This window comes from Zoogloea ramigera (assembly GCF_006539865.1).
GTDB lineage: Bacteria > Pseudomonadota > Gammaproteobacteria > Burkholderiales > Rhodocyclaceae > Zoogloea > Zoogloea ramigera.
On record NZ_BJNV01000002.1, the window covers coordinates 47,822 to 60,191 of the forward strand.

The window sequence follows — 12,370 nt, forward strand, 5'->3', positions numbered from 1 at the left end:
ATCATGCCGCGCAGCGCCCCCGGATTCTGGCTAGGCCGTGGGCTTGCGGCGTACTGCCTGCTTCCCCTCTCATTGCTTTTTGCGTTCCTCGCCGGCCTGCGTCGCCGGCTGTTCGCGCTCGGCGTACTCAAGGCGGAGCGCCTGCCGGTGCCGGTGATCGTGGTCGGCAACATCGCCGTCGGCGGCAGCGGCAAGACGCCTATCGCCCTGTGGCTGGCCGACACGCTGCGCGCCCGCGGGCACCGGCCGGGCATCGTCAGCCGGGGTTACGGTGGCTCCGTCGAAGGCACCGCGGAGGTGCCGCCCGGTGGCGATCCGGCGCGCTACGGCGACGAGCCGGTGCTGATGGCGGCGCTGTCGGGTTGCCCGGTGTGGGTGGGCCGCGACCGCCCGGCGGCGGGGCGCAGCTTGCTGGCGGCGCACCCCGAGGTGGATGTGATCATCGCCGACGACGGCCTGCAGCATTACCGCCTGGCCCGCGACGTGGAGATCATCGTGGTGGACGAGGCGACCCTCGGCAACCGCTTCCGCCTGCCCGCCGGCCCGCTGCGCGAAGGCGTCGGCCGGCTCGCCGAAGCCACCGTGGTGCTGGCTCAGGGCGGGCTTTCGCCTCGCCTGCGCGCCGCAATGGGGTGTGCGCCGGTGTTCGGCTTCGAACTTGCCGGCGTGGCCTTCGAGCGGGTCGGTGCCCGCAGCGAGCGACGGCTGCCGGCGGATTTCCGCGGCCGGCGCGTGCACGCGATGGCCGGCATCGGCCGGCCGGAGCGCTTCTTCGGGCAGCTCGAAGCAATGGGGCTGGTGATCGAGCGACGGCCGTTTGCCGATCACCACGCCTTCACGCCCGCCGATGTGGCCGTGCCCGATGGCGATGTGCTTCTGATGACCGAGAAGGATGCGGTAAAATGCGCGCCTTTCGCCCCGGCTGAAAGCTGGGTGTGGCCGGTTCGGGCGCAGCTTGCGCCGGAAGCCGCAGAACTGATTGTGGAGAAGCTCGATGGACCCCCGACTGCTTGAAATCCTCGTTTGCCCGATCACCAAGGGCCCCCTCGACTTCCACAAGGACAAGCAGGAGCTGTGGAGCGTGAGCGCGCGCCTGGCCTATCCGATCCGCGACGGCATCCCGGTGATGCTCGAAGAGGAAGCTCGCCCGCTCACCGAAGAAGAACTCGCCCAGGCGCGCTGAGATGGGTTTCCGCATCGTCATCCCGGCGCGTCATGCGTCGAGCCGCCTGCCGGGCAAGCCGCTGCTGGATATCGCCGGCAAGCCGATGATCCTGCACGTGCTCGACCGGGCCCGCGAGGCCGGCGCAGACGATGTGTGGGTGGCCACCGATCATCCAGGCATCGCCGCGGTTGTCGAGGCGGCGGGCGGTCAGGTGATCGTCACCGCGGCCGAGCACCCGTCGGGCACCGACCGCCTCGCCGAAGTCGCCACGCGCCTTGGCTGGGCCGATGACGACGTGGTGGTCAATGTGCAGGGCGACGAGCCGCTGATCCCGCCCGAGCTCATCGCCGCCGCCGCCGCCGCGCTGGCCGCCGACCCCGAGGCAGCCATCGCCACCGCCTGCCACCCGCTGCATTCCGCCGACGAGTTCTTCAACCCCAATGTGGTGAAACTCGTCCTCGATGCCCGCGGGCGGGCGCTGTATTTCTCCCGGGCGCCGATCCCCTGGGCGCGGGACGCCTTCGCCGCCGACCGGGGCACGCTGCCGACGGGCCTGCCGGCCTATCGCCACATCGGCCTTTACGCCTACCGGGCGGGCTTCCTCAAGCGCTACACCAGCCTCGCACCGTCGCCGCTGGAGCAGTGGGAAGCCCTCGAGCAGCTGCGGGCGATGGCCCACGGCTATCCGATCCAGGTCATGGTGCTCGATCACGCGCCTCCTGCAGGCGTCGACACCGCCGACGATCTCGAGCGGGTGCGCAGAGTGTTTGACCGGGTGTAAGCTTCGCGTTAGTTTCGCCATTCAACATCGCAACAACAATAACCACTGGAGGGAAAGCATGCGTCTGATTCTGTTGGGACCGCCGGGCGCCGGCAAGGGCACCCAAGCCAATTTCATCAAGGAAAAGTTCGGTATTCCGCAGATTTCCACCGGCGACATGCTGCGCGCAGCGGTCAAGGCCGGCACGCCCCTGGGCGTCGAAGCCAAGAAGGTGATGGACGCGGGCGGGCTTGTGTCCGACGACATCATCATCGGCCTCGTCAAGGATCGCCTGAAGGAAGCCGATTGCCAGTCGGGCTACATGTTCGACGGCTTCCCGCGCACCATTCCCCAGGCCGAGGCCATGAAGGCTGCCGGCGTGCCCATCGATTTCGTGCTCGAGATCGACGTGCCCGACGAGGAGATCATCGGCCGCATGTCCGGCCGCCGCGTGCATGTGGCCTCCGGCCGCACCTACCACGTCAAGTTCAACCCGCCGAAGGCTGAGGGTGTGGACGACGAAACCGGTGAGCCGCTGATCCAGCGCGACGACGACAAGGAAGAAACCGTCAAGAAGCGTCTCGACGTCTATCATTCCCAGACCAAGCCGCTGGTGGCCTACTATTCCGACTGGGCTGCCAACGGTGACGCCAACGCGCCCCAGTATCGCAAGATCGCCGGCCTCGGCAAGGTCGAGGAAATCCGCGACCGTGCCTTCGATGCGCTGAAGTAATCAGGCCGCAAGCAGGTTCGCAGGGCCGGCCGCCAACGCGCCGGCCCTTTTGTTTTTGCAGGGTTCATTGGAGTGCGCAGCGCGCTGCCGTCATGACAGGAAATCTTCTATACGCCCAGTCCGGCGGGGTGACGGCGGTCATCAACGCCTCGGCGGCCGGTGTCATCGCCGAGGCGCGCCTGCAGCCCGAGCGCATCGGGCGTGTGCTGGCGGCCCGCAACGGCATCCTCGGGGTGCTGCGCGAGACCCTGGTCGATACCGCCAGCCTCCTCGACCCCGATCTGCGCCGCCTGCGGGCGACGCCCGGCGGGGCCTTCGGCTCCTGCCGCTTCGATCTCGACCCCGAAGAGAGCAACCCGGCCCAGTACGCGCGCCTGTTCGCGGTGCTGGCGGCCCACGACGTGCGCTACTTTCTTTACAACGGCGGCAACGGCTCGATGGAAACCTGCCGCCAGGTGCAGGCCGCCGCCGACGCGCGGGGCTATGCGCTGATCGTGGTGGGCGTGCCGAAGACCGTCGACAACGACATCGTCGGCACCGACTGCTGCCCCGGCTATGGCTCGGCAGCCAAATACCTCGCCACCTCGGTGCGCGAGGTGGGCCTCGACCTTGCCGCGATGACCACCAACGCCGGCCGGGCCTTCGTGCTCGAGGTGATGGGGCGCAACGCCGGCTGGCTGGCCGCCGCCTGCGGGCTGGCCGCCGAAGACGACAGCGCGGCGCCGCACCTGATCCTGCTCCCGGAGGTGCCCTTCGACGAGGCGCGCTTTCTCGAGCGGGTCCGCGACACCGTCGCCCGCTGGGGCCATTGCTCCGTCGTGGTGGCCGAGGGGCTGCGTCGGGACGACGGGCAGATCCTGTCGATGCAGGACCGTAGCCAGAAGGGTTACGTCCAGCTCGGCGGCGCCGGCGAGGTGGTGGCCGAGCTGATCCACCGCAGCCTGGGCTACAAGGTGCATTACGCGGTGGCCGACTACCTGCAGCGCTCCGCCCGCCACCTGGCCTCCAAGACCGACACCGCCCAGGCCTTTGCGGTGGGCAAGGCGGCGGTGCGCCGGGCGCTCGCCGGGCAGCCGGGCGTGGTGGGCATGAAGCGCCTCTCCGACGTGCCCTACCGCTGGCGCACCAACCTGCTGCCCTTCGAGGCGGTGGCCAACCTCGAACGAAAGCTTCCGCCGGAGTTCATCGCCGCAGACGGATTCGGCGTCACCGAGGCTTTCCGCCGCTGGTGCCGCCCTTTGATCAGCGGTGAGGATCTGCCCGCCTTCCGCGACGGGCTCCCCGATTACCTGCGCCTGCAGCTCCCGCTGTTGCCGCCGGCGCTGCCTGCCTATGGGGCCTAGCGCCAGACGGCTGGCCGCGCTGGCCGGCCTGCTGCTGGCCGGCCTGTGCGCCGCCGAGCTACCGCCGCCCCCCGAGGCGGCGACGGCCTACCTTCCCCAGCCGCCGGCGCAGGGCCGGCGCTTCATGGCGGTCACGGCCAACCCCCACGCCACCGCGGTGGCGCTCGAGATGCTGCGGGCCGGTGGCTCGGCGGTGGACGCGGCGATCGCCGCCCAGATGGTCCTCGGCCTCGTCGAGCCTCAGTCCTCGGGCCTCGGTGGTGGCGGGTTGATGCTCTTCTTCGACGCCCGCCGCAAGCGCCTCGACGCCTGGGACGGCCGTGAGACGGCACCCCTCACGGCCTCCGCCGGGCAGCTGAGCGACAGCGCAGGCAGGCGTCTCGACTTTGCCCGCGCGGTGCGCGACCCCCGCGCCGTCGGCACGCCGGGTTTGCTGGCGATGCTCGGCCTGGCTCACCGCGAGGCCGGCCGGCTGCCCTGGGCGCGGCTTTTCGAGCCGGCGATCCGCCTGGCCGAAGAGGGCTTCGCGGTGTCGCCGCGCCTGCACGGCCTGCTGGCCCTCGAGGGGCGCTTCGCCGATCCGGCGGCCCAGGCGCTGTTCTTCGATGCCGACGGGCGGCCGTGGCCGGTGGGCTACACGCTGCGCAACCCGGCCCTGGCGCGCAGCCTGCGCCTCGTTGCCGCCGAGGGCCCGCGCGTGCTGCATCGGGGCGAACTCGCCGGGCGCGTGCGGGACGCGGTGCGCGGTGATCTGCCCGCCGACGAAGCCGACCGGCGCGGCCTGCTCGGCTATCCCGATCTCGCCCGCTATCAGCCGCTCCGGCGGGAAGCCCTGTGCCGGCCCTACCGGGGCTACCGGGTGTGTGGCTTTCCACCGCCGAGTTCGGGGGGCTCGACGGTACTCGCCACCCTGGGCATCTGGCGCCAGCTGCCGGCCGCGCCAGTGGGCTCGGTGGAATTCATCCATCGCTTCGCCGAAGCTGGGCGGCTGGCCTACGCCGACCGCGCGGCCTGCGTGGGTGATCCGATGGCGGCGCCGGTGCCAGTCGGGGCGATGCTCGACGAGCACTACCTGACCCGCCGGGCCGCGGCGATCGGCGCCCGGGCTGGCCCCCTGCGGCGGGCTGCGGGCCTGTGCGGCGAAGGGGGCGAGGCAGAGGGGGAGAGGCCGTCCACCAGTCACCTGTCGATCGTCGATGCCTTCGGCAACGCGGTGGCGCTCACGTCGTCGATCGAGGATGCCTTCGGCAACCGGCGCATGGCGGGGGGCTTCTTCCTCAACAACCAGCTCACCGATTTCTCGGAGACAGGGCCCAACCTGACCGCGCCGGGCAAGCGGCCACGCAGCTCGATGGCGCCGACGCTGGTGTTCGACCGCCAGGGGCTTTATGCGGTGCTAGGCTCGCCGGGGGGCAGCCAGATCCCCAACTTCGTCTCCCAGGCCTTGATCGGCCTCCTGGACGAGCGGATGGACGCGGTGGAGGTGGTCGCTCAAGCCCGGGTGGGCAGCCGTAACGGGCCACTGGAGGTGGAACAGGGGCGGCTGGCGCCGGCGGTGAGGGAGGCCCTCGAGGCCCGCGGCCATGGGCTGCGCGAGGTGGAGATGACCAGCGGCATCGCGCTGATCGTGCGCCAGGGGCGCGGCTGGGTGGGGGCCGCCGACCCGCGGCGGGAAGGCACCGCCGGCGGCGATTGAGCTCGCCACCGGCGCCGGGTTTCAGGCCTTCAGGCCGGGACGGCCGGGTTGAGGCTGTAGGTGCCGGTGAGGCTGGCCTGGGCCAGGACGTGGCCGGCGATCGCTTCGCGCACCTGCTGGCCGGTGAAGGTGCCTTCCACTGGCACGCGCGGGATGTCGAGGGCGAACAGCGTGAATACGTAGCGGTGGCGGATGCTGTCGTTCCACGGCGGGCAGGGGCCGTCGTAGCCGAAGTAGTTGCCCTTCATCTGCGTGTCGCCGGCAAACCAGCCGGTGTAGTCGTTGATGCCGTGGCGGCTGCCGCCGGGGCCGTCGGGGCCAGGCTTGCCGTTTGGGGTAACGGCACACGAGTGACTGCCAGGGGCAATGGCGGTGGTGGAGGCGGGCAGGTCGACCAGCACCCAGTGGAAGAAATCCACCCGCGGCAGCTCGGCGGGCACGCTGCGGCCCTCCTGGTTCACGTCGTCGCCGCGGCTGGGCACGTCGGGGTCGTGGCAGATCAGCGCAAACGACTGGGTGCCGGCGGGGGCGCCGGCCCAGGCGAGCTGCGGGTTGAGGTTGGTGCTGAGGGCCACGTGGCCCTCCCGGGCCGGCACGCAGAAGGCGAACTCGCCCGGAATCACGGCGCCGTCCTTGAAGCTCTCACTGCTCAGTTGCATGGTTTTCTCCTCCGGATGATGGGTAAATTCTAGCAGCCCGCCGGTGCTGCGCCGCGCGATAATGCCGGCTGTGAACTGACCGAGCAGAGAGCCGCTTCCACTCAGTCGGCCACCATCCTGTGTTCAGCCCCAAAGCAGAAAAACATCCACGAGGGGAGGGCAGGCGCAGCGGGGGCCCAAGTCACAGGAGACACCCAGTATGCTGCGAGAGAACTGGAACGACGCCGGCCCGGGCTTTCATCCGGTCAGTTCGTCGGACTACCTGCCCGCCGCCCAGTTGCGCGACCTCCAGTTGCGCCGCCTGAAGAGCATCGTCGGCCGTGCCTACGCGCATGTGCCCTTGTTTCGTGAGCGCATGGACGCGCGCGGCCTGACGCCGGCCAGCATCGAGTCGCTGGCTGATCTGGGGCGCCTGCCGTTCACGGTGAAAGCCGATCTGCGCGACACCTATCCCTTTGGCCTCTTTGCCAGCCCGATGTCGGAGATCGTGCGGCTGCACGCCTCGAGCGGCACCACCGGCAAGCCGATCGTGGTGGCCTACACGGCCGAGGACATCCAGGTGTGGTCGTCGGTGATGCTGCGCACGTTTGCCGCGGCCGGCATCAGCCGGGGCGACATCGTGCAGAACGCCTTTGGCTACGGCCTGTTCACCGGCGGCCTCGGTGCCCACTACGGCCTCGAGGCGATCGGCGCGACGGTGGTGCCGGTATCGGGCGGCAACACCGACCGGCAGGTGATGCTGCTGCGCGACTTTCGCGTCAATGCCATCTGCGCCACGCCGAGCTACTTTCTGCACCTCATCGAGCGGGCCGCCGAGCTCGGCATCGACCTGCGCGACTTGCCGCTGCGGGCGGGGGTTTTCGGCGCCGAGCCATGGACACCGGAGATGCGCCAGCGCATCGAGGCGGACGCGGGCATCAAGGCCTTCGACATCTACGGGCTCTCCGAGATCATCGGCCCGGGCGTCGCCAGCGAATGCAGTGCCCAGAGCGGCCTGCATGTGTTCGAGGACCATTTTTACCCCGAGATCATCGACCCGGAAACCGGCGCGGTGCTGCCCGACGGCGAGGAGGGCGAGCTGGTGCTCACCACCCTGTCGAAGCGCGCGATGCCGATGATCCGCTACCGCACCCGCGACATCACCCGCCTGGTGGCCGAGCCCTGCGCCTGCGGCCGCACGCTCCGCCGCATGGAGCGCGTCGGCCGACGCAGCGACGACATGATGATCATCCACGGCATCAACGTCTTCCCGTCCCAGATCGAGGCCGCGCTGCTGGCTGTCGAGGGCGCCTTGCCCCACTACCGCATCGTGCTGCGCCGCGAGCACGGGCTCGACCAGATGCACGTCGAGATCGAGGTCAGCCCGGAATTCTTCAGTGACCGGATCGGGGCGATGGAAGAGCTGCGCCGCCGCATCGCCCATTCGATCCACAACGTCACCGGCCTCAACGTGGCGGTGCGCCTCGCCGAGCCCCATTCGCTGCCGCGCAGCGAAGGCAAGGCCAAGCGGGTGTGGGACGAACGCCAGGACAGCCAGTGAGGACCGCCGCCATGAAAATCAGCCAGCTCTCGACCTTCATCGAAAACCGCAGCGGCCGCCTGCGTGCCGCCTGCGAAGCCCTTGCCGCCAGCGGCATCAACATCCACACCCTGTGCCTCGCCGACAGCCGGGATTTCGGCATCCTGCGGCTGATCGTCGCCGACCCGCTGGCCGGCAAGGCGGCGCTGGAGGCGGCGGGCTACGTGGCGCAGCTCACCGACGTGCTGGCGGTCGAGGTTGCCGACAGCGCCGGCGGCCTCGCCCGGGTGCTCGCCACCACCGACGAGGCGGGGCTGGACATCGAGTACATGTACGCCTTCAGCACCGCGCCCGGGCAGCAGGCGGTGGTCATCATCCGCTTCAGCGACCCGGACCGGGCGCTGGCCGAGCTGCAGCGGCGCGGCCTCAATGTGGTCGAGCCGGTGAAGTTGCTGCAGGGCTGAAGCCCCGTGCCGCTGGGCTCAGGTGGCGGCCCGGCGGCGGAAATCGCGCACCCGGAAGCCGAGGGCGAACAGGGTCGCAAAATACACCGCCATCCCGCCGATCACCAGCGCCGACAGGCGGGCCAGGCGTTCAAGGCCGGAGGCCTGCAGCCACAGGCTGTCGCTGCCCACGGTGAACCAAACGGCGACGCCCAGCACGCCCAGCGCCGCCAGCAGCTTGACGAAGAACAGCCCCCAGCCCGGCTGGGGCTGATACACGCCGCGCTTGCGCAGGCCGCGGTAGAGCATGCCGGCGTTGATGCACGAGGCGAGGCCGATCGACAGCGCCAGCCCAGCGTGCTGCAGCGGGCCGATGAAGACGAGGTTCATCAGCTGGGTTGCCGTCAGCGAGATCAGCGCGATCTTCACCGGCGTGCGGATGTCCTGGCGAGCGTAAAAGGCCGGCGCCAGCACCTTGACGAGGATCAGCCCGGCCAGGCCGACGCTGTAGGCGATCAGCGCCGTGCGGGTCTGGAACACGTCGTTGGCCGTGAAGGCGCCGTGGTGGAAGAGGGTGGCGATCAGCGGCACCGCCAGCAGCGCCAGGCCCAGTGCGGCGGGCAGGGTGATCATCAGCGTGAGGCGCAGGCCCCAGTCGAGCAGCGACGAGAACTCGGCCGGCTTCTCGTCGGCGTGCATCTTGGACAGGCTGGGCAGCAGGATCGTGCCGAGGGCCACGCCGAGCATGCCGGCCGGAAACTCCATCAGGCGGTCGGCGTAATACAGCCACGACACGCTGCCGCTGGGCAGGAAGGAGGCGAACACGGTGTTGATGAGCAGCGAGATCTGGCTCACCGACACGCCGAGGATGGCCGGCGCCATCAGCTTGAGGATGCGCCGCACGCCCGGGTCGGAGAAATCCAGCGAGAAGCGCGGCAGCATGCCGATGTTGGCCAGCGGGCGCAGCTGCAGCAGCACCTGGGCCAGCCCGCCGATGAACACCGCCCAGCCCAGCGCCATCACCGGCGGGTCGAAGTAGGGCGCCGCCAGCAGCGCCATGGCGATGAACGACAGGTTGAGCAGCACCGGCGTGAAGGCCGGGATCGCGAAGCGGCTCCAGGTGTTGAGCACGCCACCGGCCAGCGCCACCAGCGACATGAAGAAGATGTACGGGAAGGTGATGCGGGTGAGCTGCACCGTCAGCTCGAACTTGCCGGCGTCGGCCGAGAAGCCCGGCGCGGTGGCGTAGATGATCAGCGGGGCGGCGATGGCGCCGAGGATGGAGACCAGCAGCACGACCAGCCCGAGGCCGCTCGCCACGTGGTTTACCAGCCGGTGGGTCTCCGCCTCGCCGCGCTTGTTTTTATACTCGGCCAGGATCGGCACGAAGGCCTGGGAGAAGGCCCCCTCGGCAAACATCCGGCGCAGCAGGTTGGGCAGCCGGAAGGCGACGAAGAAGGCGTCGGTCTCCACGCCGGCGCCGAAGGCCCGGGCCACCACGAAATCCCGCACGAAACCGAGGATGCGCGACAGCAGGGTCATGCCGCTGACCGTGGCGAGGGCGCGGAGGAGGTTCATCGAGGCCATGGGGACGCTGCGGAGGGCAAAAAGGGGGTGAACTTTAGCCCTCGTTGCGCTCTGCAGCAATGCAATTTCCATGGGGCGCGTGAGGCTTTTCCGGGGCGGTGCGCGTCCCGGCGGGCGTTGGGGTAAAATGCGCAAAATTTTCACTAGTCTGGCCCCCCGATGAAGACCACGTTCCTGGATTTTGAACAGCCCATTGCCGAACTCGAGGCGAAGATCGAAGAGCTGCGCTTCGTGCAGGACGACTCGGCGGTGGATATCTCCGAAGAGATCGCCCGCCTGGAACAGAAAAACTATGGCCTCACCAAGGACATCTACAGCAAGCTGAGCCCGTGGCAGTGCGCGCTGGTGGCCCGCCACCCGCAGCGGCCCTACACGCTCGATTACGTCGAGCACATCTTCACCGACTTCGAAGAGCTCCACGGCGACCGCGGCTTTGCCGACGACAAGGCGATTGTCGGCGGCCTGGCCCGCTTCAACGGCCAGCCCTGCATGGTGATCGGCCACCAGAAGGGCCGCGACACCAAAGAAAAGATCTTCCGCAACTTCGGCATGCCGCGCCCCGAGGGCTACCGCAAGGCGCTGCGCCTGATGAAGCTGGCCGAAAAATTCGGCCTGCCGGTGTTCACCTTCATCGACACGCCGGGCGCCTACCCGGGCATCGACGCCGAGGAGCGCGGCCAGTCCGAGGCCATCGGCCACAACCTGTTCGTGATGGCCGAGCTCAAGGTGCCCATCATCTGCACGGTGATCGGCGAGGGTGGCTCCGGTGGCGCACTGGCCATTGCGGTCGGTGACCAGCTGATGATGCTGCAGTACTCCACCTACTCCGTGATCTCGCCCGAAGGCTGCGCCTCCATCCTCTGGAAGAGCGCCGAGCGGGCCCCCGATGCCGCCGAGACGATGGGCATCACCGCCTCCCGCCTCAAGTCGCTGGGCCTCATCGACAAGGTCATCAACGAGCCGGTCGGTGGCGCCCACCGCGACCACCGGGCGATGGCCCAGAGCCTCAAGCGCGCGCTGCAGGATTCCCTGCGTCAGGTGTCCGACCTGTCGCCCTCCGAGCTGCTCGAGCGGCGCTTCGAGCGCCTGATGAGCTACGGCAAGTACAAGGAAATTGCCGTCGACTGAGCTCGCCGGGCGTGTCGCCGGCAGCTGGCGGCAGCTTCCCCAACCGGCCCGGCGCGTTCGGGTCGGCCTGAGCGGCGGGCTCGACTCCACCGTTCTGCTTCATCTGCTGGCCAGCCTGCGCCAGACCCTTCCCCTTCAACTCTCCGCCGCCCACGTGCAGCACGGCCTCGTCGCGGGCTCGGCGGCCTGGGCAGACGACTGCCGGCGCCTGTGTGACGGCCTCGGCGTGCCGTTGGTGGTGTCCGCGGTGCAGGTGGATCGCCACCACCCGGGCGGGCTTGAGGCCGCTGCGCGGGATGCCCGGCGGGAGGCCCTGGCTGCCCTCGGCGACGAGGTGCTGGCCCTGGCCCACCACCGGGACGATCAGGCCGAGACCGTGCTGTTCCGGGCCATCCGCGGCGCCGGCGTGCGGGGCGCCGGTGGCATGAGGCCCGTTGTGGCGGCCGGCCCGGGGCCGCTCGTCTGGCGGCCGCTCCTCGACGTGCCGCGTTCGGCGCTCCTTGCCTACGCCCGCGCCCACTGTTTGGCGTGGGTCGATGACCCAAGTAACGCCGACAGCGGTTTTTCCCGCAACTTTCTCCGCAACGAAGTGCTGCCGCTGGTGGAATCCCGTTTCCCTGGCGCGGCGGCGGGGCTGGCCCGTATGGGCCGCCTGTGCGGCGAGGCCGCCGGCATGCTCGACGAGCTGGCCGCCCTCGACCTCACCGCGCTGCGCCTGCCCGGCAGCCAGCGCCTGGGGCGGGAGGCCACGCTGCGCCTGTCGTCGGCCCGGCTGCGCAATCTGTTGCGCTTCATGCTGCTTGAGGCTGGCGAGGCGATGCCCGACGAGGACCGGCTGCGGGAGATCGAGCGCCAGTTGTGCAGCCCGGGGGCGGCGGAGGGCCTGTGCCTGCCGATTGGAAAGTCGGCCCTGTGCGTGTATCGCGAGGCCTGGTGGCTGGCGCCCGCCCGCCATGACGCCGCGCTGGTATCGCTGGCCTGGAGCCTCGAACCGAGCGTGCGGTGGGCGGGCGGCGTGGTGGAGTGGCGTGAGACGGTGGGTGAGGGCCTGGCGGCGGCTGCGCTCGCGGGCGGGGTGTGCGAGCTGCGCCGGCGGGCCGGGGGCGAGAGGATGCGCCTGCGCGCCGGTGGCCCGTCCCGGTCCCTCAAGAATTTGCTGCAGGAGGCCGGCGTGCCGCCCTGGCTGCGGGACAACCTGCCGCTGTTGTGGGTGGATGGCCGGTTGGCGTGGATCGCCGGGGTCGGTGTGGCGGCGGAGTTCCGCTGCCGCCCGGGGGAGTCGGGGGTGGTGCTGAACTGGTCGGTGCTGGCCGGTTGAGCGATTAAGGGCGCAGCGC

12 protein-coding genes are annotated in these 12,370 nt (G+C 69.9%); 10 read left to right on the forward strand and 2 right to left on the reverse strand.

The features are described from left to right. The first annotated feature begins 3 nt into the window (after nucleotides 1-3). The 6 genes from lpxK to ZRA01_RS00375 all read left to right on the forward strand — a co-directional run bounded on the left by lpxK (nucleotide 4) and on the right by ZRA01_RS00375 (nucleotide 5,697). Nucleotides 4-1,014 carry a tetraacyldisaccharide 4'-kinase gene (gene lpxK / locus ZRA01_RS00350; protein ID WP_141348758.1) on the forward strand — a complete coding sequence of 337 codons (1,011 nt, stop codon included), beginning with the start codon at nucleotides 4-6 and terminating at the stop codon, nucleotides 1,012-1,014. Further along, nucleotides 995-1,183 (forward strand): Trm112 family protein, encoded by a 189-nt coding sequence (locus ZRA01_RS00355; RefSeq protein ID WP_141348759.1) that lies wholly within the window; start codon nucleotides 995-997, stop codon nucleotides 1,181-1,183. Before lpxK ends, ZRA01_RS00355 begins: the two co-directional genes overlap by 20 nt. A gap of 1 nt (nucleotide 1,184) precedes the next feature. Beyond that, nucleotides 1,185-1,946: a 3-deoxy-manno-octulosonate cytidylyltransferase gene (gene kdsB / locus ZRA01_RS00360; protein WP_141348760.1), complete on the forward strand. Its 762-nt coding sequence runs from the start codon at nucleotides 1,185-1,187 to the stop codon at nucleotides 1,944-1,946. Between the two features lie 58 nt (nucleotides 1,947-2,004). Further along, nucleotides 2,005-2,658 (forward strand): adenylate kinase, encoded by a 654-nt coding sequence (gene adk, locus ZRA01_RS00365; RefSeq protein ID WP_141348761.1) that lies wholly within the window; start codon nucleotides 2,005-2,007, stop codon nucleotides 2,656-2,658. Nucleotides 2,659-2,750: 92 nt separating this feature from the next. Next, nucleotides 2,751-4,001, forward strand: coding sequence for a 6-phosphofructokinase (locus ZRA01_RS00370; RefSeq protein WP_141348762.1), 1,251 nt, complete (start codon nucleotides 2,751-2,753; stop codon nucleotides 3,999-4,001). Continuing rightward, complete coding sequence (locus ZRA01_RS00375) at nucleotides 3,991-5,697, forward strand: gamma-glutamyltransferase family protein (RefSeq protein ID WP_141348763.1); 1,707 nt, start codon at nucleotides 3,991-3,993, stop codon at nucleotides 5,695-5,697. Before ZRA01_RS00370 ends, ZRA01_RS00375 begins: the two co-directional genes overlap by 11 nt. Nucleotides 5,698-5,726: 29 nt before the next feature. Here ZRA01_RS00375 and ZRA01_RS00380 read toward each other — a convergent pair whose 3' ends face one another. Next, the gene (locus ZRA01_RS00380) at nucleotides 5,727-6,356 is read right to left on the reverse strand and encodes a YbhB/YbcL family Raf kinase inhibitor-like protein (protein ID WP_141348764.1); all 630 of its coding nucleotides are present in this window, start codon (nucleotides 6,354-6,356) and stop codon (nucleotides 5,727-5,729) included. A gap of 199 nt (nucleotides 6,357-6,555) precedes the next feature. Between ZRA01_RS00380 and ZRA01_RS00385 the strand changes: the two genes are divergently transcribed. Then, nucleotides 6,556-7,896 (forward strand): phenylacetate--CoA ligase family protein, encoded by a 1,341-nt coding sequence (locus ZRA01_RS00385; RefSeq protein ID WP_141348765.1) that lies wholly within the window; start codon nucleotides 6,556-6,558, stop codon nucleotides 7,894-7,896. Between the two features lie 11 nt (nucleotides 7,897-7,907). Then, a complete protein-coding gene (locus tag ZRA01_RS00390; protein WP_141348766.1) occupies nucleotides 7,908-8,339 on the forward strand; it encodes an ACT domain-containing protein in 432 nt (143 codons plus the stop codon). 18 nt (nucleotides 8,340-8,357) lie between these two features. Here the strand turns inward: ZRA01_RS00390 and murJ are convergent, their stop codons facing one another. Further along, nucleotides 8,358-9,896, reverse strand: a complete 1,539-nt coding sequence (gene murJ / locus ZRA01_RS00395) for a murein biosynthesis integral membrane protein MurJ (protein WP_141348846.1) — start codon at nucleotides 9,894-9,896, stop codon at nucleotides 8,358-8,360. Between the two features lie 168 nt (nucleotides 9,897-10,064). Between murJ and ZRA01_RS00400 the strand changes: the two genes are divergently transcribed. Both ZRA01_RS00400 and tilS read left to right on the forward strand, forming a co-directional pair. Beyond that, nucleotides 10,065-11,033: an acetyl-CoA carboxylase carboxyltransferase subunit alpha gene (locus ZRA01_RS00400; RefSeq protein ID WP_141348767.1), complete on the forward strand. Its 969-nt coding sequence runs from the start codon at nucleotides 10,065-10,067 to the stop codon at nucleotides 11,031-11,033. Beyond that, nucleotides 11,020-12,351, forward strand: a complete 1,332-nt coding sequence (tilS, locus tag ZRA01_RS00405) for a tRNA lysidine(34) synthetase TilS (protein ID WP_141348768.1) — start codon at nucleotides 11,020-11,022, stop codon at nucleotides 12,349-12,351. The genes ZRA01_RS00400 and tilS overlap by 14 nt, the downstream gene beginning before the upstream one ends. Nucleotides 12,352-12,370: the final 19 nt, after the last annotated feature.